Source organism: Acinetobacter sp. WCHAc060006 (assembly GCF_004209135.1).
Classification (GTDB): domain Bacteria; phylum Pseudomonadota; class Gammaproteobacteria; order Pseudomonadales; family Moraxellaceae; genus Acinetobacter; species Acinetobacter cumulans.
In genome coordinates this window covers 34718-60667 of record NZ_SGSS01000021.1, presented here as the reverse complement: position 1 = coordinate 60667, position 25950 = coordinate 34718, and the positions used below count along the sequence as shown (strand labels likewise).

27 protein-coding genes and 2 pseudogenes are annotated in these 25950 nt (G+C 39.2%); 8 read left to right on the top strand and 21 right to left on the bottom strand.

Translation table 11 applies throughout. From position 1 onward, the window contains the following. Positions 1-852 (top strand): annotated as a pseudogene (locus tag EXE29_RS12550) (pirin family protein); the annotation flags it as partial. On the opposite strand, the gene EXE29_RS12545 reads toward EXE29_RS12550, so the two are convergent. Both EXE29_RS12545 and EXE29_RS12540 read right to left on the bottom strand, forming a co-directional pair. Then, positions 849-1256 (bottom strand): hypothetical protein, encoded by a 408-nt coding sequence (locus tag EXE29_RS12545; RefSeq protein ID WP_322898996.1) that lies wholly within the window; start codon positions 1254-1256, stop codon positions 849-851. The pseudogene EXE29_RS12550 and the gene EXE29_RS12545 overlap by 4 nt on opposite strands. 165 nt (positions 1257-1421) lie before the next feature. Beyond that, entirely contained in the window at positions 1422-2288 is an 867-nt protein-coding gene (locus EXE29_RS12540; RefSeq protein WP_165382498.1) for a D-hexose-6-phosphate mutarotase, read from the bottom strand. A gap of 151 nt (positions 2289-2439) precedes the next feature. Between EXE29_RS12540 and EXE29_RS12535 the strand changes: the two genes are divergently transcribed. Beyond that, complete coding sequence (locus EXE29_RS12535) at positions 2440-2883, top strand: AAA family ATPase (RefSeq protein ID WP_120364768.1); 444 nt, start codon at positions 2440-2442, stop codon at positions 2881-2883. On the opposite strand, the gene EXE29_RS12530 is transcribed toward EXE29_RS12535, so the two are convergent. The 11 genes from EXE29_RS12530 to EXE29_RS12480 all read right to left on the bottom strand — a co-directional run bounded on the left by EXE29_RS12530 (position 2880) and on the right by EXE29_RS12480 (position 11559). Beyond that, entirely contained in the window at positions 2880-3185 is a 306-nt protein-coding gene (locus EXE29_RS12530) for a hypothetical protein (protein WP_106985315.1), read from the bottom strand. The genes EXE29_RS12535 and EXE29_RS12530 overlap by 4 nt on opposite strands. A gap of 166 nt (positions 3186-3351) precedes the next feature. After that, positions 3352-3771, bottom strand: coding sequence for a F0F1 ATP synthase subunit epsilon (locus EXE29_RS12525; RefSeq protein WP_120364769.1), 420 nt, complete (start codon positions 3769-3771; stop codon positions 3352-3354). A 26-nt stretch (positions 3772-3797) separates the two neighbouring features. Continuing rightward, positions 3798-5192, bottom strand: coding sequence for a F0F1 ATP synthase subunit beta (gene atpD / locus EXE29_RS12520; protein WP_106985313.1), 1395 nt, complete (start codon positions 5190-5192; stop codon positions 3798-3800). A 26-nt stretch (positions 5193-5218) separates the two neighbouring features. After that, positions 5219-6088, bottom strand: coding sequence for a F0F1 ATP synthase subunit gamma (atpG, locus tag EXE29_RS12515; RefSeq protein WP_106985312.1), 870 nt, complete (start codon positions 6086-6088; stop codon positions 5219-5221). Between the two features lie 89 nt (positions 6089-6177). Then, on the bottom strand, positions 6178-7722 hold the full coding sequence (atpA, locus tag EXE29_RS12510; RefSeq protein WP_117007815.1) for a F0F1 ATP synthase subunit alpha: 1545 nt from the start codon (positions 7720-7722) through the stop codon (positions 6178-6180). Positions 7723-7782: 60 nt separating this feature from the next. Further along, positions 7783-8319, bottom strand: a complete 537-nt coding sequence (locus tag EXE29_RS12505; protein WP_106985310.1) for a F0F1 ATP synthase subunit delta — start codon at positions 8317-8319, stop codon at positions 7783-7785. A 12-nt stretch (positions 8320-8331) separates the two neighbouring features. After that, positions 8332-8802: a F0F1 ATP synthase subunit B gene (locus tag EXE29_RS12500; protein WP_106985309.1), complete on the bottom strand. Its 471-nt coding sequence runs from the start codon at positions 8800-8802 to the stop codon at positions 8332-8334. Positions 8803-8840: 38 nt separating this feature from the next. Continuing rightward, the gene (gene atpE, locus EXE29_RS12495) at positions 8841-9086 is read right to left on the bottom strand and encodes a F0F1 ATP synthase subunit C (protein ID WP_000424060.1); all 246 of its coding nucleotides are present in this window, start codon (positions 9084-9086) and stop codon (positions 8841-8843) included. Between the two features lie 83 nt (positions 9087-9169). After that, positions 9170-10045 (bottom strand): F0F1 ATP synthase subunit A, encoded by an 876-nt coding sequence (gene atpB / locus EXE29_RS12490; protein WP_106985308.1) that lies wholly within the window; start codon positions 10043-10045, stop codon positions 9170-9172. Between the two features lie 104 nt (positions 10046-10149). Continuing rightward, complete coding sequence (locus EXE29_RS12485) at positions 10150-10548, bottom strand: ATP synthase subunit I (protein WP_106985339.1); 399 nt, start codon at positions 10546-10548, stop codon at positions 10150-10152. Between the two features lie 171 nt (positions 10549-10719). Continuing rightward, positions 10720-11559, bottom strand: coding sequence for a metal ABC transporter solute-binding protein, Zn/Mn family (locus EXE29_RS12480; protein WP_106985307.1), 840 nt, complete (start codon positions 11557-11559; stop codon positions 10720-10722). A gap of 137 nt (positions 11560-11696) precedes the next feature. On the opposite strand from EXE29_RS12480, the gene EXE29_RS12475 reads away from it, so the two are divergent. The 4 genes from EXE29_RS12475 to EXE29_RS12460 all read left to right on the top strand — a co-directional run bounded on the left by EXE29_RS12475 (position 11697) and on the right by EXE29_RS12460 (position 14367). Further along, positions 11697-12194 (top strand): transcriptional repressor, encoded by a 498-nt coding sequence (locus EXE29_RS12475; protein WP_106985306.1) that lies wholly within the window; start codon positions 11697-11699, stop codon positions 12192-12194. Further along, entirely contained in the window at positions 12176-12958 is a 783-nt protein-coding gene (gene znuC / locus EXE29_RS12470) for a zinc ABC transporter ATP-binding protein ZnuC (RefSeq protein ID WP_106985305.1), read from the top strand. The genes EXE29_RS12475 and znuC overlap by 19 nt, the downstream gene beginning before the upstream one ends. A 3-nt stretch (positions 12959-12961) precedes the next feature. Beyond that, on the top strand, positions 12962-13762 hold the full coding sequence (gene znuB, locus EXE29_RS12465; RefSeq protein WP_120364770.1) for a zinc ABC transporter permease subunit ZnuB: 801 nt from the start codon (positions 12962-12964) through the stop codon (positions 13760-13762). 92 nt (positions 13763-13854) lie between these two features. Next, the gene (locus tag EXE29_RS12460) at positions 13855-14367 is read left to right on the top strand and encodes a DinB family protein (protein ID WP_117007814.1); all 513 of its coding nucleotides are present in this window, start codon (positions 13855-13857) and stop codon (positions 14365-14367) included. Between the two features lie 11 nt (positions 14368-14378). Here EXE29_RS12460 and EXE29_RS12455 read toward each other — a convergent pair whose 3' ends face one another. Both EXE29_RS12455 and EXE29_RS12450 read right to left on the bottom strand, forming a co-directional pair. Further along, entirely contained in the window at positions 14379-14633 is a 255-nt protein-coding gene (locus EXE29_RS12455) for a hypothetical protein (RefSeq protein WP_120364771.1), read from the bottom strand. A gap of 94 nt (positions 14634-14727) precedes the next feature. Continuing rightward, positions 14728-15348 carry a LysE family transporter gene (locus tag EXE29_RS12450; protein WP_117007813.1) on the bottom strand — a complete coding sequence of 207 codons (621 nt, stop codon included), beginning with the start codon at positions 15346-15348 and terminating at the stop codon, positions 14728-14730. 161 nt (positions 15349-15509) lie between these two features. On the opposite strand from EXE29_RS12450, the gene EXE29_RS12445 reads away from it, so the two are divergent. After that, positions 15510-16430, top strand: a complete 921-nt coding sequence (locus EXE29_RS12445) for a Dyp-type peroxidase (RefSeq protein WP_120364772.1) — start codon at positions 15510-15512, stop codon at positions 16428-16430. A 66-nt stretch (positions 16431-16496) separates the two neighbouring features. Here the strand turns inward: EXE29_RS12445 and EXE29_RS12440 are convergent, their stop codons facing one another. The 3 genes from EXE29_RS12440 to EXE29_RS12430 form a co-directional block, all read right to left on the bottom strand. Further along, complete coding sequence (locus tag EXE29_RS12440) at positions 16497-17204, bottom strand: hypothetical protein (RefSeq protein WP_120364773.1); 708 nt, start codon at positions 17202-17204, stop codon at positions 16497-16499. Between the two features lie 603 nt (positions 17205-17807). Next, entirely contained in the window at positions 17808-18707 is a 900-nt protein-coding gene (locus tag EXE29_RS12435) for a hypothetical protein (RefSeq protein WP_120364774.1), read from the bottom strand. Between the two features lies 1 nt (position 18708). Beyond that, positions 18709-19134, bottom strand: coding sequence for a hypothetical protein (locus tag EXE29_RS12430; RefSeq protein ID WP_120364775.1), 426 nt, complete (start codon positions 19132-19134; stop codon positions 18709-18711). Positions 19135-19210: 76 nt separating this feature from the next. Here EXE29_RS12430 and EXE29_RS12425 point away from each other — a divergent pair. Next, positions 19211-19360 (top strand): annotated as a pseudogene (locus tag EXE29_RS12425) (Dyp-type peroxidase); the annotation flags it as partial. Positions 19361-19398: 38 nt separating this feature from the next. Here the strand turns inward: EXE29_RS12425 and EXE29_RS12420 are convergent. Genes EXE29_RS12420 through EXE29_RS12410 form a run of 3 tightly spaced genes read right to left on the bottom strand, consistent with a single transcriptional unit; the run spans position 19399 to position 25757 of the window. After that, positions 19399-20289 (bottom strand): hypothetical protein, encoded by an 891-nt coding sequence (locus tag EXE29_RS12420; RefSeq protein ID WP_120364776.1) that lies wholly within the window; start codon positions 20287-20289, stop codon positions 19399-19401. Positions 20290-20298: 9 nt separating this feature from the next. Then, the gene (locus EXE29_RS12415; protein ID WP_120364777.1) at positions 20299-22485 is read right to left on the bottom strand and encodes a LysM peptidoglycan-binding domain-containing protein; all 2187 of its coding nucleotides are present in this window, start codon (positions 22483-22485) and stop codon (positions 20299-20301) included. An 11-nt stretch (positions 22486-22496) separates the two neighbouring features. Then, positions 22497-25757 (bottom strand): type VI secretion system Vgr family protein, encoded by a 3261-nt coding sequence (locus tag EXE29_RS12410; protein WP_120364792.1) that lies wholly within the window; start codon positions 25755-25757, stop codon positions 22497-22499. Positions 25758-25950 lie beyond the last annotated feature (193 nt).

The following is a 25950-nucleotide window of genomic DNA, read 5'->3' as shown; positions in this document are numbered from 1 at the left end:
ATATGTATTATGGTGATACTGTCCCCGGCCGGCTTTCCAGAGCACCCGCATACAGGATTTGAAACCATTACCTTGGTAGAGCAAGGCTTTGTCGATCACTTCGACTCTTTGGGCAATGGTGGGCGTTATGGCGCTGGCGATGTACAGTGGCTCAGTACAGGCAATGGCGTTGAACACTGCGAAATGTTTCCGCTACTCAATGAAGACCGAGACAATCCCTTTGAATTATTTCAAATTTGGTTTAATTCTTCACCCGAGCAAAAACAACAACCTGCAGACTATAAAATGTTTTGGCGCGAGCATATTCCGCATGTAAGCGCAAAAGATGACCAAGGCCGAGACACTGATATTCGTGTCATATCTGGGCAATACCAAGGTACTGAAGCGATTTCACGACCACCACACTCATGGGCAGCAGCACCAGAAAACAAAGTGAATATTTATCTCATTACCCTTGCCCCGCATGCCACATTAACCATTCCAGCAACAACAGCAACCGCTACGCGATTTGCCTATTTCTATCAAGGCGATACCCTCGAATTAGCCAAGACCCAAATTCAGCATAAACATTTGGCTGAACTAAAACCCGATGTGAATATTCAACTCCAAGCAGGCGAAGTTGAAGCACGGATTTTATGGCTTGAAGGTGAACCTATTGGTGCACCTGTCGCAATGCGTGGCCCATTTGTACTAAATACAAATCAGGAGTTAGATGACGCATTTCGTCGCTACCGCGCAACACATTTTGGTGAATGGCCTTGGCCTAGCCCAGCACCTGTTTTTTCACGTGAGCAAGCTCGCTTTGCCAGTTATGATGGTGGCCAACGCAAAGAGTTTCCAGAACAATCTTAAGCTTGAATTGGAATCACGACACCTAAATTACAGGCTTTGTCTTGACCTCTGGCGCGTACGATATCCTGCTTAAAGCGCTGTTTGGCAAATTTATACTGTTTGGGCAAAAATAGACTGATTCGGGTTTTATTTTGCCCCAAACCTTCAACCAAGGTTTTTTGTAGAAATTCACCATGCTCAGTTTTAGCAAATAATGTACCCAACTCAATCTCTTGTTCTAAGCGATTATCTGTAAATACCAAGGCTTGATCAGTACTAAACGCCACACAGCGTTGGTAAGCCTGTTTTAAATTAAAGTAGACTTGTAAGTAAGGCATGTCTAACTCAGTACTGAGCCCATTATCGTAAGCATTGGCCACCAACGATGCTTCGGTTGGATAATTAGGTTTCGTTACATACCGCACTGTTTGACATGCACTCAAAAAAGTACAAATAATCAATAAAAATAAAGCTTTATAACAATATGTTTTCATATTTTTATTCTATTTTTTAATAGTAAATTCTGCATTAATATATCCCAAATGACCATAATGCAGAAAAAAACATCACATCCCGTATCTGAGCACCAGTTATGCGCCGCTGATTGTAAGTTCAAACTGAATACTTGCACCTGCGTTTAAGCATTGTTTTGCCGATGCCATTTGACCACATTCAATACATACAAAATCACGCCATGCCTCATCTGCAACATCGGCCATGCGTTTTGCTTTGTCCACCCAAGGATTCCAAATTACTGCACTTTGCGCGGTACTTTGTATATTGATATAAGTTTGCGGACTTTGTTCTAATACAAAATTCATCTTCGTTAAAGGATAAACTCGATCTAATTCTGCATCAAACTTAATGGCATGTTCAGTTTGATGCTTTATCTGATTCTGATCCAACTGATCAATATAAAATTGTCCTTCAAGACCCGTAATTCTGGCCCCAGTGATCTGTGCAGGGAAATAACTATGCCATGCGAACGCAAAATCAAAGGCCTGATGATCTAAATTCTGTAATTTAAACTCGAGTCTTAATACCTCTTCGCAATGGATCACCATTTGCAAGTTAAACGCATAATTCCAGTATTTTCTACTCTGTTCACTATCACTTAGCTGCAAAGTAATATGATGACCAAAGTCATCCATCACAATATCTTGACACTGCCATGTTAAATTTCGAGCAAAACCATGTGCAGGAAAGTCCTGTTCAGTTTCATGTGCACCAAACCATGGAAAACAGAGTGGAATCCCACCTCGAATGGCTTTCGCAACAACATATTGATTCAGCTCAGACAACCACAACAAGTGGCGTTGCTGCATTTTTGAATAAAACTCAAGAATCTGTCCACCTTGCAATGCAATTTTTGCCTCACAAAATGCATTAGATACCTGAATATAATGCAGCTCACTCTGTGCAAATTGCCGATATTCAATTCCTTCAAGCTGTTGCATGGCGACTCTTTTAGTTATCATCTGTGTTCTATCTATTGTAATAGATAGCGAATACGTTAAGTCACCACTTTCTAAATGAATTTTACGAAGATTGTGTCTATACGGTTGGCATGATTTAATTATTTTTTGTTCATGGCTAAAGTACGATTCGATGCAACTGATTATTTTTACGGGTGTACAAGCAGCAGGTAAATCGAGTTTCTATTTACTAAATTTAGCCCATAGCCATTTGCGTATTAACTTGGATATGCTGAAAACACGGCATCGAGAAAATATCATTTTTGAAGCTGGTTTAGCCTCTCAAACCCAAATGGTCATTGATAATACCAACCCAACCAAAACAGACCGGGCACGTTATATTCAACGGGCCAAAGATGCTGGCTTTGAAGTGATTTCTTATTATTTTGAAACCGATTTAAACAGCACTTTAGAACGTAATCGCCACCGCGAAGGTAAAGCCAATATTCCTGAAGTTGGCGTTCGAGCAACTTATAAGAAGCTTGAAATACCCAAACTCGATGAAGGCTTTAGTCAAATTTTTAAGTTGAAGATTATTGGCAATGGTGAATTTTCAGTAATACCTATGTTTGATTAATCAACTTTTTGGCTACCCTGCCAAATTTTATATGCACTTTGCATAGCATAACGCTCATACGGTTTCGCTAAACGGCTTTCCATATTGCTGAAATCGCCTTTGTAGGCCTGCTCAATCATTCGCTTTGCCAATTCCTGAATACTGACACGACCACGGTGTTCATAAGCTTGTATTTCATCTTGGTTCAAAACTAAATCCCAACAAGACACTACGGAGCTCATATCCATCGCAATACTGAGATAATAGCGTTCATCATCTCGATACAGTTCCCAACTTTGAGCTTCATACGCAATCAAATTCATACTGTGCTACTTAGATGCTAAATAATTGACCGAACATACTCCAATTATTGCATAAAATATATGCAACTTTAGCCATAAAAAATAACCTTAAAGCTTTAGATAAACATTTAATTTATAGCAAAAAAAACCGCCCTTTCGGACGGTTTCTTCAATCTCAAACTGCGTCTTATTGAGCGCGGTTTTTGATTTTGCGGATTGTTTCCAACTGAGCAGCAGTTTCTGCAAGAGCAGCCAAAGCAGCAGCAGCGTCCAAATCGCTCTTTTGATTTGCTAGCAAGTTTTCAGCGTTTTTACGCGCTTCAAGAATTGCAGCTTCATCTAAGTTGTCGGCACGGATTGCAGTATCTGCAAGAACCGTAACAACGTGCGGTTGAACTTCTAGAACACCACCAGATACATAGATTAACTCTTCTGTACCATTCTCAAGCAGAACGCGGATCGCGCCCGGCTTAAGTAAAGTTACTAGTGGCGCATGGCCAGGCATAATACCTAACTCACCACCAGCACCTTTAGCAATTAGCATCGTTACAGTGCCAGAGTACAAAGACTCTTGAACACTTACAACATCACACTGCATAGTCGCCATGAGAATCTCCTAAATTAGGTCACTAATTAAAGTTTCTCAGCTTTAGCAATAACTTCGTCAATACCACCAACCATGTAGAACGCTTGTTCTGGGATATGGTCGTATTCACCAGCTAAAAGACCTTTAAAGCCACGGATTGTGTCTTTAAGAGATACTAATTTACCAGGCGCGCCAGTAAATACTTCAGCTACGTGGAACGGTTGAGAGAAGAAACGTTGGATCTTACGTGCACGGTATACAGTAAGTTTGTCTTCTTCTGCCAATTCGTCCATACCAAGAATTGCGATAATGTCTTTCAATTCTTTATAACGTTGAAGAACGTTTTGAACTGAACGAGCGATTTCGTAATGCTCTTGGCCAACTACAAGTGGATCTAACTGACGTGAAGTTGAGTCAAGTGGATCGATCGCTGGGTAAATACCAGAAGATGCGATGTCACGGCTCAATACTACAGTTGCGTCCAAGTGAGCGAAGGTAGTCGCAGGCGATGGATCTGTTAAGTCATCGGCAGGTACGTATACCGCTTGAATTGACGTAATAGAACCAGACTTAGTAGAAGTAATACGTTCTTGTAGAACACCCATCTCTTCTGCAAGAGTTGGTTGGTAACCTACAGCAGACGGCATACGACCTAACAATGCTGATACTTCAGTACCCGCAAGTGTATAACGGTAGATGTTGTCTACGAACAATAATACGTCACGGCCTTTACCGTTTTCGTCTTTCTCATCACGGAAGTACTCAGCCATAGTAAGACCAGTCAACGCTACGCGTAAACGGTTACCTGGTGGCTCGTTCATCTGACCGTAGACCATTGCTACTTTGTCTAGAACGTTAGAGTCTTTCATTTCGTGATAGAAGTCATTACCTTCACGAGTACGCTCACCAACACCAGCAAACACAGATAAACCTGAGTGAGCTTTCGCGATGTTGTTGATCAACTCCATCATGTTTACAGTTTTACCAACACCGGCACCACCGAACAGACCAACTTTACCACCTTTAGCGAACGGGCAAAGTAAGTCAATTACTTTAATACCAGTTTCTAAAAGGTCAGTAGAAGCCGCTTGTTCTGCATAAGAAGGCGCTTGACGGTGAATTGGTAAACGCGCTTCAGTCGCAACAGGACCAGCTTCGTCGATCGGGCGACCAAGAACGTCCATGATACGGCCAAGAGTCGCTGTACCAACTGGTACAGAGATAGGCGCGTTAGTATTCGTTACGTTCAAACCACGCTTAAGGCCTTCAGTAGAACCCATTGCAATAGTACGAACTACGCCATCACCAAGTTGTTGCTGAACTTCTAATGTAGTTTCAGTGCCATCAACTTGTAGAGCGTCATAGATCTTAGGAACGCTGTTGCGTTCAAACTCGACGTCGATTACCGCGCCGATGATCTGAATGATACGACCGCCAGTCATTGCTGTCTCCTCAATTCAAAATAATGTTAAACGGCAGCGGCACCACCAACGATCTCAGAAATTTCCTGAGTAATCGCGGCTTGACGCAGCTTGTTATAAATAAGTTGTAGGCTCTTGATGATTTCACCAGCGTTATCAGTTGCAGCTTTCATTGCAACCATACGAGCAGACTGCTCACACGCGATGTTTTCAATCACACCTTGATACACCACAGACTCAATGTAACGAACCAACAAGCCATTTAAAAGCTCTTCAGCTTCTGGCTCGTATAAGTAATCCCAACCGTATTGACGGTTAAGAGTCTTGTCTTCTTCAGCAGCAGCTAAAGGAACAAGTTGTTCGATTTTTTGGTTTTGAGTCATGGCGTTGACAAAGCCGTTAGACACTAGATAAATACGATCTAACTCGCCTTTATCAAATGCATCTAACATCACCTGTACAGAACCAGATAACTGTTCAAGACTCGGTGTATCGCCTACATTCGTAGTCGCACCAAGCACTTTACCGCCGTAGTTTTTAAAAAACGAAACCGCTTTTTGACCAATCAAAGCAAATTGAACTTCAATTGACTGCTCTTGTTGCTGTTGTACGTGTTTTACCACTTTTTTGAACAAGTTAATGTTCAAACCACCAGCAAGGCCGCGATCTGATGACACAATGATATAGCCAACGCGCTTAACTGGGCGTTCAACCATATAACGGTGTTTGTATTCAGGGTTCGCTTGTACCAAATGAGCAATTACACGGTGCATATTTTCGGCATACGGACGGCCTTGAGCCATGCGCTCTTGCGCACGACGCATCTTAGAAGCTGCTACCATTTGCATCGCGCGAGTAATTTTCTGCGTGCTTTTGATACTAGCTACTTTGGCGCGAATTTCTTTTAAATTTGCCATACGCTTAACCTAGTATTCGAAGGCCCTTTCGAGCCCTCGAAGGTTGATTCCGTGAACCAAACCAGAACTAAATCCAACTCAGTTGAATATTAGTAAGTTTGAGTCGCTTTGAACTTCTCAATACCTGCTTTAAATTCAGCTTCGATGTCTTTGTTGTAATCACCAGTTTCATCGATTTTTTGCATTAACGCAGCATGTTCTGAACGGAAGTAAGAAATAAGCGCAGCGTCAAAGTCTACGATTTTCTTAACGTCAACGTCAGTCATATAACCTTCGTTAGATGCATATACTGATACAGCTTGGTCAGCGATTGAGTAAGGAGCATATTGTTTTTGCTTCATTAACTCAGTAACACGTTGACCGTGTTCTAATTGCTTACGAGTTGCTTCGTCAAGGTCAGAAGCGAACTGAGCAAACGCTGCCAATTCACGGTATTGTGCAAGTGCAGTACGGATACCGCCAGACAATTTTTTGATGATCTTAGTTTGCGCAGAACCACCAACACGAGATACAGAGATACCCGCGTTCACAGCAGGACGAATACCTGCGTTGAATAATGATGTTTCAAGGAAGATCTGACCATCAGTAATCGAAATTACGTTCGTTGGTACGAATGCAGATACGTCACCCGCTTGAGTTTCAATGATTGGCAATGCAGTCAAAGAACCAGTTTGGCCTTTAACTTCACCATTCGTGAATTTCTCAACGTAGTCAGCAGAAACGCGCGAAGCACGTTCAAGAAGACGAGAGTGAAGATAGAATACGTCACCTGGGTACGCTTCACGACCTGGTGGACGACGTAATAACAATGAAATTTGACGGTAAGCAACTGCTTGCTTAGACAAATCATCGTAAATGATAAGTGCGTCTTCACCGCGGTCACGGAAGTATTCGCCCATTGTACAGCCTGAGTAAGGAGCAAGGAAAAGCATTGCTGCTGGATCCGCTGCCGCTGCTGCTACAACAGTTGTATACGCCATAGCGCCAGTTTCTTCTAGCTTACGTACAACGTTAGCGATAGTTGATTGTTTTTGACCAACTGCTACGTATACACATTTAATGCCAGAGTTTTTCTGAGCGATGATCGCATCGATCGCCATAGCTGTTTTACCAGTTTGACGGTCACCAATGATCAACTCACGCTGACCACGGCCTACTGGAATCATTGTATCTACTGATTTATAACCAGTTTGTACAGGTTCATCCACTGATTGACGCCAAATTACGCCTGGTGCTACTTTTTCAACAGCATCAGTAAGTTTTGCATCAATTGGGCCTTTACCGTCAATTGGGTTACCCAAAGCATCTACTACACGGCCTAAAAGTTCTGGACCAACCGGAACTTCTAATACACGACCTGTGCAACGAGCTTTTTGACCTTCTTGAAGGCTTAAGTAGTTACCTAAAACAACGACGCCCACTGAATCCTGTTCTAGGTTCAGTGCCATACCGTAAAGGCCGCCGTCGAATTCGATCATTTCACCGTACATTGCATCAGCAAGACCGTGAATGCGCACAATACCGTCAGATACCATAACAATGGTACCTTCGTTTTTAGCGGTTGCGCTGGTGTCCAGATCGCCGATACGCTGTTTAATGAGCGCACTGATCTCGGATGGATTCAGTTGTTGCATTGCGCTATACCTCAATCTTTATGTAAGTTCAGTCTTCTTACGCAGTAATTTTTAAAATAATTACGCTAGAAGACGAGTCCGCATTTTTTCAAGCTTATTAAGCGCAGAATCATCTATCACTTGGTCGCCTGCACGAATAACTACACCAGCAATTAACTCTGGTTTCACTTCAACAGTCACATTTACAGCTGCTTCGAATTTCTTCTCTAATGCATGTGTAAGTAATTGTTCCTGTACAGAAGTCAATGGGAATGCTGATTCAATCACAACATCCACAGTATTGTTATTCTGTGATTTGAGCTGTTCAAATTCCGCAGCAATCTCAGGAAGAAGTACCAAACGGTTGTTTTCAGCAAGCAATGTCAAAAAGTTTGACACTGCTGCAGTTTGGTCTTCACCTAAAACTTTTGCCAAAACAGACACCTGCTGTGCAGGAGTAAGCTCAGGACGATTTAAGTAAGCTGAAAATGCTTCGTCTTGTACTGTAGCACTGAGCAATTCAAGCGCAGTTGACCATGAGTCAGCTGCATTTTGCTCAGATGCGTAAGCAAATGCTGCTTTTGCATATGGGCGTGCCAACGTCAAGAGTTCAGCCATAATCTGCCTCTCTTAAAGTTTAGCAGCCAGCTGAGTCAGCATGGCATTGTGAGCTTCTGCATCAACTTGTTGGTTCAGAATTTTCTCTGCACCAGTAACTGCAAGAGCAGCAACATGTTGACGTAATTCTTCGCGTGCAGCATTGATATCTGTATCAACAGCTTCTTTCGCTTGTTGACGAATACGTTCACCTTCAGCAGATGCTTGAGTGCGAGCTTCTTCTACCAATTGTGCAGCGCGACGGTTCGCTTGTTCGATCAATTGAGCCGCTTGTGCTTTAGCAGCGTCTAATTCAGCTTTCACTTGAGCTTGCGCATCCGCAAGGTCAGCTTTTGCTTTTTCAGCCGCGTTTAAGCCATCAGCGATTTTACGCTGACGCTCACTAATCGCATTGATTAGTGGTGGCCATACAAACTTCATGCAGAATGCGACAAAAATCGCAAATGCAATCGCTTGGCCAATCAATGTGAGGTTGATATTCATTGCTATTCCTCAATAGTTTAATTTAGGAATTAAGCTGATTAACCTACAAATGGATTAGCGAAGATGAAGAACAAGCCAATACCAACACCGATCATAGGCACAGCATCAAGAAGACCCGCGATTAAGAACATACGAGTTTGAAGTTGTGGAGCCAATTCTGGTTGACGAGCAACAGCTTCTAAGAAACGGCCGCCTAGAAGACCAAAACCAATCGCAGTACCTAAAGCACCGAAAGCGATCAAGATAGCAGATGCAATTGCAACTAGACCTAAAGTGAGTTCCATGATAATTCCTCAGAGGTTAGGTTTATACCAAATTAAATTAAAAAATTGTGCGCCCAACTATCTTCGATAGTCAGGCAATACCATTAATGCTTTTCGCTAGCCATACTCATATATACGATAGTCAACATCATGAAAATGAATGCTTGTAACGTAATAACGAGAATATGGAAGATCGCCCAAGGCACAGACAACGCCCACTGGATCCAGAACGGTAGTAATGCGATTAAGATGAAGATTAACTCACCTGCATACATGTTACCGAACAGTCGAAGAGCCAATGAGATTGGACGTGCAATAAAAGTTACCAATTCAAGTAAAATGTTTACTGGAATCAGGATAGCTTTTAAAACTGGGTTACTTGGGTTAAATGGGTTAAGCGCAAATTCTGCACCAAATCCGACTAGACCTTTTTCACGGATACTATAGAAAATAGTTAACGCAAATACTGATAATGCCATACCAAGGGTAATGTTAGGATCAGTAGATGGAACGATTTTGAAGTAAACGTGGTGAGGGTCCATACCAAACACATTCGCGCCGATCAGTTGAGCTGTATAAGGAATCCAGTCAACAGGGATCAAGTCCATCAAGTTCATGAGGAAAATCCACACGAAGATGGTCAAAGCTAAAGGCGCAATCAAACGTGATTTGCCATGGAATGTGTCGCGGACACTTGAGTCAACAAACTCGATAATCATTTCGATTGCAGACTGGAACTTGGTTGGAACACCAGCGTTTGCAGCTTTCGCTACAATCCAGAACAACAAACAGAAAATAATACCAAGGCCGATCGACCAACCCATTGAATCCAAGTGAATAGCAGTGAACCCCATCTGTTGAGCTTCAGCGCCAGTCTCAGCCAACTTCCATGTACCGTCTGGCATTTTGCCATAGGTCATATTGGTCAAGTGGTGCTTGATATACTCGGTCGAAGTAAGGGCATGTTCTTCAGCAGCCATAAATCACACCTGGTCAATGTCAAAAAACTAATGGAAGTAACGAATATCGCGTGCTGCTTGATATCTCGTTAATTCCTGAAAAAACTTTTCAATTTCTACTGCGCTTAAACTCGTTTCTGTAGACGTGACGCCCAAAAAGGCGCAACCCACGACATGGCTTGAACGAGGATAAAACCACAAAACAATGCGGCCGGTGACAGTGGCTTTACATTGCTCAAAATCAAAATGAATCCAACAATCACTATTGCAAACTTGCCCATCATGCCACGATACATGTTGGACAGCACCTGCTTGGTTGCGCGGGCGCCAGCAGCTCTAAAAGACTGCCACGTAAAGTAGCAGCTAGCCAGCCAGCAGACCAGTGCACCCAAGGCTGCACTCAATGCCGCAGTAGAGTCTTTGAGGACCCACCCAATCAAGGCTGAAACAGGAATCATTACTGCTTGTAAGATGACTAAAGCTTTCGCTAATCGTCGATCAATCAAGCGACTAGTTCGGCTCATTTTTTGTACACTCACAGCAATTATGCTTGACAAGTTTAGCTGATGATTATTTTTAATCGCAGGCATTATAGAGTTACACCCTTGAACATGCAATCTTTTCCCGACCTAAGTCTGGTTTTTTTCAATCAATAATCCGCTTTTAATCTAATCAATAACTGATTATTTTTTGCATCATTTTCGTGCATTTAGCACACAATTTTGTGTTTGTTCTGCAAGTTGCTTCCAGGCGAGCAAGAAATCATTCTGACCAGCCATGCTTTCATCTACAGCCTCAAACACTGTCGCACCCAGCTTTTGGTATTGATTTTTACTGGCATGGCCTTCCGCTAGTAAGCACATTTTGCTTTGTGGTCGGCTATCGTTTAGAAATTTGATTTGTGCAAGTGTTGGCGCAATATGTGGATCATCGGTCATTGCACCCGAAAATTTTAAATTGAGTGAACGTTCGAGGTATTGATAAGCATCATGATAGGCCCAATACGGTTGAGCCTTAGCACTTTTGTTTAAACGTTGCGCATTCAAAAGCATTTCATGTGCAAAATTACGGGCATTGGCCCAATATTTTTCACGATTGGCAGGCTTCTGCTGTGAACGTAGTGCCGCAATAAAAAAGCCGATACGTACAGCGTTATTTGGCTCTAACCATACATGCGTATCAACCGTATTCGGCAATGCCTGTCCACGTGGATTTCGTAGCGGAAAAGTGGTGACTATGCCTGAATCGAGTATCGCAATACTTCGATCATTATTGGCAAGTAGTTTTTCTAAGGGCGCTTCATGTGCCTTACCTAACCAAAGCACCAATTCTGCATCTTGTACAATTTTACGGTGTGCTGGCGTTAAGCTGACATCATGACCTGTTTGGTTTTCTAATAATAAGGTTGGCTCCTCTACCCCTTGTGTGACTTCCTTTGCAATCAAATAAATTGGGTGTGTTGATACGACTAGGCCTTGAGCCCAGCTCATCGAACTAAAAAGTGCAACCGCACAAAATGCAAGGAAACGGGACATGAGGGAGACTACATAAAATCAGAAGTGTTATAATATAACAAAATTGTAAAAATACCTACGCCTGATCGTAAGTTGATGCGCTTCATGTTAAGATTTAATGTCTTTTTCAATTTTCAGTTTTGCACTTGAGGGTAGCTATGAGCACTTGTTCACACGAACATCACAATGCACTACATGGCGTTCATGACCACCATAACGTTGCACAACGTCTGGCTGAAGCTGAACAATTATGTGCTTCTACTGGTGCACGCCTCACCCCTTTGCGTAAGGAAGTGTTGGAACTGATTTTAAATGCGACTGCACCAATGGGCGCTTATGATTTATTGGCCAAAATAAAAAGTGAATCAGACCGGCCTGCTGCCCCACCAACGGTTTATCGCACCCTAGATTTTTTATTAGAAAAAGGCTTAATTCACCGTCTTACGTCAATTAATGCCTATATCCCCTGCTGTCATCCACGTGAAGGACATCAAGCTGCTTTTTTAATTTGCACCCAATGTAAAGTCGTTAAAGAAGCATCTGCTCAAGGTCTACTTCACCAATTAGAGCAATTGTCAGCATCGGACGAATTTACTGCTCACCACAGCATTATTGAAATTTCAGGACTTTGTCAGCAGTGTCGTCTTCAACATTAAGCCCAGCTATTCTGGCAGAGCTCAATCAAGTTTCTGTTCGCATTGATGAACGCGATATTTTAAAACATGTCGATTTCACCTTGCATCAGGGTGAAATTGTGACCTTAATTGGTCCCAATGGCGCAGGAAAATCGACCTTAATTAAAGTACTTTTAGGGATTATTCAACCGAACTCAGGCAAGATTCATACACAGCCCAAGTTAAAATTTTCCTATGTACCCCAAAAATTTAACCCCTCTCATAGCCTCCCCTTGCGTGTTTGCGACCTACTTGCTTTAGAAAAATGTGACGCTACCACCAAGCAAGAGATTATTCGGGATACAGGCATCGCCAAGTTACAACAGTCCAAAGTTCAACAGCTCTCAGGTGGTGAACGTCAACGGGTGTTACTCGCACGTGCGCTCTTACGTCGTCCTGATGTATTGGTTTTAGATGAACCGATGCAAGGCTTAGATATTCAATCCGAAGCAGAACTCTATGACTATGTACGGAGTTTACCTGCTAAATATGGCTGTGCAGTGTTAATGGTCTCTCATGACCTACAATGGGTGATGCAAGGAACACATCGAGTTGTATGTTTAAACAAGCATATTTGCTGTAGCGGTCTCCCTGAGAATGTGCAACAACATCCTGAATATCAAGCGATCTTTGGCAACAACCGTGTGTTCTATCAACATCATCATGATCACTGCGCCCATGGTGATGCAGCAACGCCTTGTCAGCATGATGCGCGCCCACATATTCACCCTGAACCTGAGGCATAACCCATGATGGAATGGCTACAACTGCTTTTACCCGCATGGATGATGGGCACGCTTTTGGTGTTTTTAACCGCACCACTCGGATGTTTGATGCTGTGGCGTCGTATGTCCTTTTTTGCAGACACGATGGCGCATGGCACTTTATTAGGTGTTGCCATTGCAGGTGCATTAAGTTTACCCCTTTGGGTTGGTGTGGCTTTATTGGCAATGATGTTGGTCGGAATTTTATGGGTTTTGCATGATCCGCGCTTACCCAATGATGCCCTACTCGCTCTATGTTCTGCGACACTACTTTGTTCGGGGCTTTTGTTCATTCAACACCTGCCGAGCTTACGTCCAGAATTACTCAGCTATTTATTTGGCGACCTACTGACCATTGGCTGGTCAGATTTACCTGTATTTGCAGTTGTGATTAGTTTGGCTTTGGTGGTGTTATTCAAGCATTGGCAAGCACAAATCCAAATTGCGATTGATCCAGACATGGCAGTCAGTGAAGGTGTTAATGCAAAATGGCAACGCCTGATTTTTATGTTGTTACTGGCTTTATTTACCGTATTGGCCTTACGTGCTGTCGGCTCGTTATTAATGGGAGCACTCTTGGTGATCCCTGCCCTTACGGCACGTTTACTCGCACACTCACCTAAACAGATGGTGATTTGGGCATTTGGAATAGCGCAAGTTGGGGTGACTGTCGGCTTATGGTCGAGTGCGGGTTTAAACATCTCAACAGGTCTGAGCATTGTGCTGACCATGTCGATATTATTTGCACTTATTTTTGCGATGCAGAAAATAAAAAAAATCGCCTAAGCTTAAATCTAAAAAAACTGCTTTCGGGCAGTTTTTTTATACCTATATAAAGGCTATAACTCTATTTATTCAAAATACAAACTTCACCGCTCATGGACATTACTGATTTTCAGTTACTTGCTCGCTATAACATTTGGGCCAACCAACGCTTATATGCCTGTTTAAATCACATATCAGATGATGACTTTTATAAAGATTGTGGCTTATTTTTTAAAAGTATTTTGGGAACATTAAATCATTTATTGGTTGGCGAGCACTATTTATGGTTTCCTCGCTTTCAAAATGGTTACTCGACTCAACTAGCGCTTCATCATATTGTGCATACAGAACGTCAGCCTCTTATTGATGAACTCAACTGGCGTGCTGAAAATTGGCTTCATTTTTTAGACCAGTTGGACCCTTTACGCCTGAGTAGTCAATTAAATTACATAAGCTCAGCCGGACATTCGATCTGCCTACCTTTTGCACCCACTTTGCAACATGTGTTTAATCATAGTACACATCACCGTGGACAAATAACTGCCGCGCTTACCAGCATGGGATATGGCTGCCCTGAATTAGATTTGATTTATATGCTACTTGAAGAATCAAAAAATGACGCATGAGCATGATTGTATTAAAGGCTATTTTTTAATTTATAGAAGCGAAATTCTGGATTAAACAACCCAATCAAAAATAAGATGGAAAAGCCTATCCAAAAGAACCATGCCATCATAATCACTTGGTCTTTGCTCCATTCTTCAGATTGAGAGGAGCTAAAGAAAAACCATGTTTTCCAGCCCTGAATATAGGCTGCACCGCCCCACGATATAATCCATTTTGTCAGGATGCAATATAAAATATAAATTAAGATCCAAAGTCCTGTAGACATTGTTTTTTCTACTTATTTTATTCAATAAACCTCAAATATATCAGCTCAATCTATACAGTAACAAGACCTTATCTTTAAAGCATAGGCGTATAAATCATTGATGTACCAAGCTGAGTAAACTAGCTGCGCAGCTAAACAACACAGCAAAAGTCCGATTCATATACTTTTGTTGCTTGGGTGATTTTAAGAGTCTTAATACTTTGGCAGCTAAACCGGTATAGCCAGCCATCACGATCAAATCGATACTAATCATGGTCATGGCCATAATGCTATATTGTGGCCACTGCGGTTGGGTTAAATCGATAAATTGAGGTAAAACTGCCAATAAAAAAACAATCGCTTTAGGATTGCTCATATTGACAAAGAAACCGTATAACACCAATTTACCGCGTGATTTATTGGGTAAATCATTTTGAATATCAATAGACTGTGTAGGTGCAGTCCACTGTAGATAAGCCAAATACAGCAAATATAAAACACCAAACCATTTCACAAGCAAAAATGCCCAAGGTGTAGTTGCAAAAAGTACCCCTGCCCCTGCAGCCACAATGCCTATTTGCACTAATAACGCAACTTGCAAGCCCAGCGCATTCCAATAGCCATGTTTAAAGCCATAGTTTAGACCGCTCGACATAGATGCGATTGCACCCGCGCCAGGAGAAATACTAATCACCCAACATGCCAGCATAAAAGCCAGCCAGATTTGGAAGGACATTGTTGATGTACTGTTTTTAAAAGTGAAACAATTATATGATATTTACAGTTTTATGGGCCGATAATCGAGCAATAAAAATACGTGATTAGGCTACCCACTCTACGGTTGATAGGGCACAATAGAATGAGCTATGCAAAAATTCAAAATTTTAGGAGCCATGCATGACCGCTCAATCTGTTATTTTACCGCTACCCTCAGATCATGCGCGTTTTATCGTTCTTCGTTTAAATGATTTAAGCATTGAAGAATTAAAAGAAAAACTAAACGATTTATTTGATACACGTGACCGCCTGATCACGCAGCATCCTCAAGCAGAAATTAAAACAGCTGTCGCATTTGGTCCTGAGCTTTGGGCAAAGCTTTATACTGAAACACCAGTAGGTTTTAAACAATTAGATCCAATTGCTGGTTCATTTAATATGCCTGCTGCACCAGCAGATGTATTTATCCATATTGCAGCACAGCGTACAGATATTTGCTTTGCGCTGAGCCAAGCATTCTTTGATGGTATTCAAGATAAAGTTGAAGTACTGGATGAACGTGTGTGCTTCCGCAATTTTGATGGCCGTGATTTAACCGGCTTTATTGACGGAACTGAAAATCCGCAATTTCCAGATGATCGTGCTGAAACAGCATTGCTAGCTGAAGATGCTGGCGTATTTGCCAATGGCTCTTTTATTTTTGCACAGCGTTATGCGCATAATTTGGATAAATGGAAAAAGCTGAAAGTCGATGCGCAAGAGCATGTAATTGGCCGTACTAAACTTGAGTCTATTGAGTTAGATGAAGATGAACAGCCTGAAAACTCGCATGTGTCACGTACAGTTGTAGAAGATGGTGAAGGTGAAGAAATGGCAATTTTGCGTCATTCACTCCCTTATGGCGATGGCCGTGGCGATCAAGGCTTGTTCTTTGTGGCATATACCAATGATTTAAGCATTATCGACAGCATGTTGGTCCGCATGTTTGGCACCAGTGGTGATGGCATTCATGACCGCTTACTTCACTTTGTGACACCAATGGATGGCGCTTATTACTTTGCACCGAGTGAAGATTTGCTAGAAGAAGTATTGGAAGGTTAAATAAATAAAGCCGACGAAAGTCGGCTTTATTATACCTCAAAATTTTAAATTTTATTGCATGCTCTTTTATTTATTAACGGTTTCAATTTCAGCTGAAGAAATCCCTATATTATCGCAACCTTGAGATGCTGCAATGCATTTTAAAGAATCATTTAATTCAACTTTGTACACTCCTAATTTCCCACTTCTAGCATATTTTATATTTGCCAAATAGGTATATGTTCCTTTTTTAGAGTTAAATATTAATTGATCACCTTGCAGTAAATCCAATTGTTTCCCAGTTAAATCACTTTCTGAATTCAAAACAGGAATAGTGGAAAATTTATTTAAATTTAAGTTGTAAATATAAGTATTAACCAAAAAACTTTTAAATGGATTTTTTATATAATCAACAGTGCTATTATCTCGAACTCTAAAAACAACAACTTTCTTATCATGATATAGTAAATTAAAATCCACACTCGAATTCAAAGTAGTTGTTGTTTTAAACACATTATAAATATTTGATCCATTTAAGATCTGAACACCATAGTTTTTCAATGTATAATTATATCCTTTTTTGTTCTTCTCAATATCTCCAAAATCAACCAATTTAATTTTTTTATTAACACCGATTACAGTATACCTACCATAGGAATCTATAAAATCAACTGGAGATTTCATCTGAATAGAATCCTGTGATATATCACTCCAGCTATCATTTTTTTTTGCGTATGTATTTGTATAAATAAAACCAAATCCGAGAATTAAAATTAAAATTTTAAGAGCTCTCATAAATCACCTACAATTATTTTGAATATTAATATGTTAAATTTTCTTCAAAATTTAAATGGGCACATTTTACTATCATTAGCATGTTCTCCGTACTTTCTGTTACACCCAACACATCTATAGTATCAACTAGATTACTTGTATCTACATCACTAACTGAAAAATCATTTTAAGAATTATCGATCGTTTATTAAGACATATGTTTGCTATTAGCAGTGATGGCATTCATGACAATTTACTATTCTTCTTCACTCTTCTGAACAGTACTTACTACTTTGCACAGAGTGAATAGTTGCTCAAAAAAGTATTGGAAGATCCAATTAAAAGAAAAGCCGACCAACTTCATAATTCAATTTGCTCTTATATTTTAAATGATGATTAGAAACATCTGCTTTATGCTCAGATTTAATAACTTTTATATCTTTATTTGAGCCGCATGAAATCAAAAAAATAATAAGGATATATATAAATAATTTATTCACAATTTAATGCCTATCATGAGACCAGTGGGGTTTATCACTACTACCAAAACCAAACACATTAAATTCTCTACTAACAGGTACCAAATCTGCCAAAGTATTTACAATAATTTTTTTACTATATTAGCTAATCCAGTTTAAAATTCTTATTTTTTCCAGATTCATCTTTATAAAACAAATTAAAATTTTTATCGATTGAATAAAAACCACCTATGTTTTTAACATCAACATTTGGTTTAATTTTTAATAAATAAAAAAATGTATTAGAACCATTATCTGTATCTTGGTATTTTTCACCAATGAGGTATTGGGAACCACCAATATTTGGAAGAAACTTAACCCCATCTAAATTCAAGTTTTTAATTTTTTGGTTATTAAAAATTCCTACAATTTCAGGTGACATACTTTTTACATCATTTAGCATATAAACGTGATTTTCAATAGAACTCAACTTTTCACACTTACTAATTGAATTCATTTTCGAACATTTTGTAAAATAATCTGAAGATGTTGGCAATATTATTTCTTTAATATCTGTATTTTTATTTTTTGCAGAACCCCTATCTAAGAGCTTCGTAGATTTCAATTTAAAATTACCATTTTCATATTGATAACATACTTTAGATTTTCTATATGAATTTTGAAATTGGTTAATATTTCCACTCAAACAAAGTACATTATTATTGTTTTCAAAATCCACATTTTTTATACTCTTCAGTGACGTTACTGAAACTGGTAATGCATACACCTTATTTTTACTCAATTCAATAACAAAAAAATAAAAATTTCCATTATATTTAAAACTATCAATATATTTATCATTATAAAAATTGAATTTATTTTCTTTTAAAATTTTATTATATAATTCTAAATATTTTTTCTCACAAAAATCCACACTATCAAAATCAAATTTACAATCATTAACATCACTTGCTTTAATAACATTAGCATTACTAATTGAAAAAGCCCCAATTGATGCTATTAATAAAGAGCATATATAGACATTCAGACTTTTAAATAATTTCATTTTACACCTTTTTTTTATTTGCATGATACGATTGAATCTTTGTCAAGATTTCAATTACTTTTTTTGTGGATTCATCAGATGAGGAGTTTTGACCTTTTTTTTCGTAGTAAGATTTCTTACCATTCGAAATAGCTCCACTACCTATTGGCTTTCCTTTTGGGACAGCTACAGATGCCCATTCTTGCGCTGCATCATATTGAGCATCAGTTAAATTACCTTTTGCATTGCGAACAAATTCATATAAACTTTCGCTTGGCATAAACCTGCTCCACCATTGGAATCCACTGACTTCTAATATCGGCTTTTCAGCCTTAATTGAAATTATCTGCTTATTATTTTCTATAATAATACTTTGCTCTGCACTTTGATTTCCATCCAAATATAGATTAACTGGTTTACCACTTTTTCCTTTATGTTTTTTTGTCATATGTCAGCATAGTAAATATAGCATCACCTACATCTACTAGATTACTTGTATCTACATCACTAACTGACAAATGATTTTAAAAATTATCAGCTGTATGTTAAGACGTATGTTTGGCACCAGCGGCGATGGTATTCACAACCGTTTACTTCACTTTGTCACGCCTATGGATAGCGCGTATTACTTTGCGCCGAGTGAGGGGTTATTGGAAGAAGTGCTGGAAGGGTGATTAAATGAAGCCGACGAAAGTCGGCTTTTATATAAAAACTACTTAAACTGATATATGATTTTTTTAGAATTTTGATAATACGTCATTATTGAATTATTATCTATTTCTACTCTATTGTTTAAATATATAAATTTTTCATCAACTAACTTATTATTTTTAACTTGCATAACTCTTAAATTTGGTCCACTTTCATCTTCAAAAGGTGAAATTATTAATTGAAATCGACCTCTATCTAGAACCATACTTGGTCCATCCGATAGGTTTACGAAGTCATACTTTTTAAACAGTTCTTTTGTTTCTATTAAATTTAGACCAGAGCACTCTTTTATCTTTTTTGAAATACATTTCAAATGCACATCAGAATCATATTTTTTTGATACTATATTTTTTTCACCACCTATAATTTCAGGATCTTTTTTTATTTTTTTAAAACTATCATTTTCAAATATATAACATTCATTTTCAACATTTATATTGTTATCATCACTAGCATAAGTAGTTCCAGAAATACAAATTTCATTTGAGGATTTAGAGAACTTAATTTCAGGATTTTCATTACTTAAAACTTCCAACCTAGAATCCACAAAATTACCAACTATTTGTTGCAAAGGGTATATTTTTCCTTTTGATGAATCTATGACAACAATTGCTTTTACATTTCTACTGTCACCTTTACCGGTATATCTATCTTCATTTAATATTATAAGTATTTTGTCATTTGAAAAATTAGCTGTGCTAGCTAATTTTTGATTATAAATTTTTATTTTTTCATTAGTACAAAAATTTACTTTAATTTTTTCTACATTACATGAACTAACATTCTCAGATTTTAGACTATCTTTAATAAATGATGATTCCTCTCTCGAATAAGAACAACTAGAATTTAATAATCCAAAAATTAAGAAAAGGAACAATTTGGTTAATTTCATTTTTAAAACCTATTTTGATGAATGATATGCTTTAATTTTTTCAAAAATTTCTTTTACCTTAGCTGTTGAATGTGAATTAGCTCTATTTGTACCAGATTGGTGATAGCCTACCGAACCATCAGAAATAACGCCAAATTTATTCTTACTACCTTTAGGTAAAGCTATTGAAGCCCATTCTCTAGAGGCATCTATCATAGCTTTTTCAACTGTTGAGCTACCACTGTGTATAAGATTGTAAATTTCAGTTCGTCCTCTTAATAAATGTTCCTTAAAAACTCTTTCCTGCATATTCGCATCGTAAAGTTCATCACCAGTGAGATTCATTCTCTTTCTTGCAGCGTCTAATGTTGATGGAATTGTTTGATATTTTCCGGTTGCAAATCTTCGCCTATTGTCTTGCCAACTATAGTTTTTTGAAGCTAGTAACAATTGATTAATTGTTTTTCCTGTAATTGTGCCTGGTAAATCATTCATTTTCCCATATTTGACTCTTTTCCCTTCAGGTGCTCCTGCATTCCAAGCCTCATAACTTCCTTCACCACTAGCAATTGCATTTCCCAACTCCACAACCAATTCATCAATTGTTTTATCAGAAGTTTTTAAATTATTACTTGTCGCAGTTAATACACCTGAACAACTTAAAATCGATACTAAATTTATTTTTTTTACTAATTCAACTAATGGACCACCATTCAATTCTGCGACACTCTTTTTGAAAAAAAGGTCATTAAAATATGGCTGAGAGAACCTCGTAACATCATAGTGCACCCAAGTTGTTGCTCCAGAACCGCCGTTATTAAAAACTTTAGGTTCAAGATATATTTTATCAGTTTGTCTTTGCTCTGAAGCTCCCATCTTAATTTCCATTATATTTTTTCTAATGAATTCCATATCTAATAATTCTTTGGTTCTTACTCCGTCCTTCTTTATATGTATATCTAGTGCTAGCCCCATATGGTTGACACTCGTTCTTTTATGCTGCTTATTATTTTCAATACATCTATATCCTGATTCGATGTATGCCACTTCTAATCCACTTGATTTAAATTCATTTTTTAAATAAAAGTTTAAAGATTTTAATATCCAAATTAGAGATCTATGTATTCCTGGATATTCATTAGCAACATTACTACCAGAAGTAACTCCTTTACGATTATTACCATAACCAGAACATTTCCCACATTTACATGAAGCTTTTGCCATAAATCCTGCAACTGGATATTCTGTATAGAACTTATCTAAAGCCAATAATAAGCTTCCACAAATTTTCCCCGTTTCAGGAACCCCCATATAATCCCTCTGAAACTGTTTGATACAAGCTTCAGTTAAAGGAGTAAATTTATCAGTAGGTAAAGCACCGCCAAAGCCAGCTAAACGGATATTAATTTCTCGTATTAATTCACTTTGCCCACTTGAAATACATTGAGGCGATGACTTGCATAAATTTGATGTATCAGATTTGGGAGTACCTCCATCCTGACTTCGGTCCTCTTTCATTTCAATTTTAATAACTTCAGTTAAAGCTTTTTTCCCATCCTCATACCATTCATTAAGCTTTTCCAATGCCTTATTTTTATAATCATCTAACTTAGATTCTGATGATTGATTAGCTTTCTTTTCATCATGTTTAGGTGGTGCTGATTTTTGGGACTTGGTCTTCTCTGGCTGCTTTTTAATCGGCTGCGGTTTCTTATCCTGACTGCTTTTATTGCCTGTTGCTGGCGTATTAACTGGCAATTTAATAATTTGGCCTATGCTAATTTTATTTTTATTTTCAAGGTTATTTAGAACGTCTAATGCCCTAACTGTAGTCTGATACTTTTGTGCAATCGAAGTTAAGGTGTCTCCTTTCTGAACTATATGCGTCTTGCGCTTATAACCACCTTGTTTACCATTATTTTCTAAAGTTTTTAAATCTATAAGCAATTTTGGACTAATTACCTTAACTAACATTCGATCTTTTGACAGAGTAAAAGATTTGACTTTTTTCATACCATCATCAAATAGATTTTTCACATATACATCTAAAACCGTTCCTTTGTCCCGCTGAATTTCATAAAAACAGCCCTTTGAATTAGTGATACCTTTTACAACATGCTGATCTGTTTTCTGATTTCTAACTTGATAGTGAATCTTAGGTATTGGGTTACCAAGAGCATCTAGAATTTGTACTGTTACTAAAGCTTTATTAGACATATTTTTATACCTTAATTATTATTTTGATCAATGAGTTCATCTACATCATAACCATCAATACTTAACCCCCATTCATCATCCATACCTACTAAGATTTGAAGCTTTGAAGGATCAGCCGTTGAAATCTTTCCAGTTCGACCATGCTCATCAATCCCACCGCTGATCACTGCGTTCGTCTCAGGTATAAAAGCTTTGAAACTAAGCTGGCTAAAATCACTCTGCCAAAATAAGTCATACACATCTAATCTATTACTATAAATCGAAGCATTCGGCAGCTGAGGCACTTCATAACTGACTTTACTCCCCCCCACAAAACTATGCTGTCCCGCCTTACTCTCAAACTTACCGCCTGTTATAGCAAATATGCCATCGCCATTAATTTTTAACTGTGAACCGCCTGCCGTCAGCACTATTTCTTTTGGACTGGTCAATTCAATTTTATCTTCAGTGGAAATAAGCTTAATCACTTTACGGGCTATCGCCTCAATCGCATCATCCTGTGCCTGCAACTCGACTTTGCCCTTAGCCGCATAAGCACTTAAGCCTTTTTGCGCCGCAAATAGGCTTATTTTATCTTGCGCATGATGCACAATATTTTTTTGTGCACTCACATTCACTGAACCTTGTGCACTCTCAGCAATATCCTGCGAAGCCTGCATGACAATATCTTCAGGTGTAGTCATTGCAATGCCGTTGGGTGAAGCCAACAACATTAAAGCTTGCCTAAACAGCTTGCCCTGTTCCTGCTGTTTGGGGTCTGAAGAACTTTCTAAATTTTGGCTATAGCTCTCCATAAAGCCTTTCACATGCGCTAAGGCCTTTGTTGGCGTAAAAATTTCTGGCTTGCCAAAGCCACCGCCAATGATCATTTCATCTGGATTGATCTTAATGTCTTCAACAATTTTGCCAATTTCTTTCAACGATTTCAGTGGATCATCTTTGAGCTGTTTTTTAATTTGCGCGACCCGATCCTTCAGCTGATCGGCACCATGTTCTTCAAGCTTTTCAATCACGCCCTTCAAGTTATCAAAAGCTTCCTCAGCATCTTCAAAATAGGCTTTGAACTGCTTCACCGTGCCTTTCACATCTTTAGTAATCGCGCCGATATCTTGAATAAAACCTTTGCAATTTTTTAAAGCATTCAGCGGATCTTCTGCCAAGTCATTTTTAAATAAACCGACTGTTGTCATTAAGGCTTCTGAAGTACTTTTAAGTTCTAAGGACTGAATCAGTTTTGGCAAACGACCTATAACATTCAACGCATCTGTTTGCTGCTTCACGGCAATACTGCTGAGCATTTTCATGCTTTCCTGACCTTGACTCAGCAACGTCTGCGCTTTGGCCGCTTCCAAGTGGTCCGCAATGGCATTTTCCTGCGCATAGGTACTAATCAACATACCACGACCCGCTCGAACAGCACCAAAGGCATCCGTGCGTAGTTCAAAACCTTCGCCACGACCATTGCTTTGTTCTTTATCTTTAGGATGACTCAGATTACCTAAATTCAGCTGTGTTGCTGCGTGGCTACTTTGTAACTGCGTACTAATTTGCCCAGTTGTGTCATCAAAGCGCAGTTGATTAAAGCCACTACCGCCCACTTCTTGCGAACGTATACCACTGAGCTTTTTGGTATCTGGTAGCTGACCTTTGACATCAAACATGGTCTGGTGACGCTCAGCTTCATGGATGCGTCCAACCACAAAAGGCCGATCGACATCTCCCTCAAAAAAGTCAATTACCACGATTTCCCCAATCCGCGGGTGAAAACGTGCACCATAACCCTCACCCGCCCATGGCGTTAATACATCCACCCAAGCCGAGTCTGTATCATTGTCATTGCTGCCTGCACCGCCGTCATGACTATGATCATCCGTTCGGGTAAAGTTAAAACGGACTTTAATGCGTCCCCAAGCATCAACATGAATACTTTCGCCTTCAGGTCCAACCACTTTTGCACGTTGTGGATAAGCCATCGGGCGATGTTGTAATGGATCATATTCAGGAACGACCGCAATCGTACGGCGCACCACATACAGTTCATTGGCTTGGCGTTCATGATTTTTCGCTTGCCAACGACTGCGGCTTAATAAGCTTTCAAGCTGGATTGCGATATCTTTAGGTAAGTTGTTTTGGTTATAAAACTGTTTGCCTAAAATTAAAAACTCACAATCTGAGCCCTGATGCTGATCAATTTCGGGATGATCGGTTAAACGAAACCAATATCCCACCTGTGCATCACGCACACTGCTATGCGCAACAAAATATTTGGCCGTTAATGCTTGATATTGATTCAGTTGTACGTTGGTTTGTTCTAATTGTGCTGAGTTTGTTTGCGTGGCCTGATCTTCACCATTTAAATCAGTAGTCCATGCAGAACTCAACGTCCATGCCTGCTCTAAACTGAGGGTTTCATTGTCATGTTGTTCACTATAAACATGCGCACTCAAGAGTGGATGGCTCTGATCTTGTGCTAAAGACTGTGCTTGCCAACGCTGTGTTTGTATGGCTGTCGATTGTAAATAACGCTGTGCGACAAAACTGGTCACCGTATCCATACGCTCTGTCGCATGACTGCGGTGAAAGCGAATTGATTGGCGTGCTAAAGCTGAAAAAATTTGATTATGGTCGATCAAACGTAAGACCTGTGCTTGCATTGGGCTGGCAGAAACTGGCACTGTCAGCTCTTTTTCATCAATGAGCCAATTAATGCCTTCACTACGCCAAAGTCGTGTAAGAAAAGCATAATCGCTTTCATTGGCTTGCATACTAAAAGGTCGTACGGCGTATTCACGACTAAGACCATCTAAATTTAAACTTAGGCTGGATGCAAATAAGGCACTTTTTTGTTGCCATTCACTAAACAAAATTTCCGTAATGTCACGTACGCTTTTATTCATAAACACACGGCTATTACGGCGCTTATGCCATAAAGCTGTCGCATCTTCTATAGTCAACTGATAGACCGTTAGAGCCCCATCACTCTGCCCTTGACTGGCTGCAGTAATCACGCCCGTCGTTCGGTAGAGTTGCCCCAAGTCTGTCACTTGATCTATTGCGACACGACTACCAATAAACTGCTTTAATGGAATTTGTGCATTGGTAGATAGGCAAAGTAAATTCGCACTAAGGCCTTGGTTAATACGATGTTCACCATCAATACGTTGGATAAAAACTTGGCTATTGAGTGTTTCATTCGAAAAATGAATATGGAGCGCTCGCTTTTGTACACTAAGGCCAAAATTCTCAATGAGGGAATAGATTGTTTTTAGCATTTTAATTTTTGAGTTCATTTTATTTATGCGCGCATTCTAAGAAATGTACTTTTTTTAGTCTAGTGATTTTTATATGACTTTGCATTTTTATGCAGTCATTCAACGACATTTCGTTGCATAAGATTATCTTTAATTCCGCTTTTAGCCATAGATGTAGACTGCTAAACTGAGCTATCTCATTATTTATCAATGT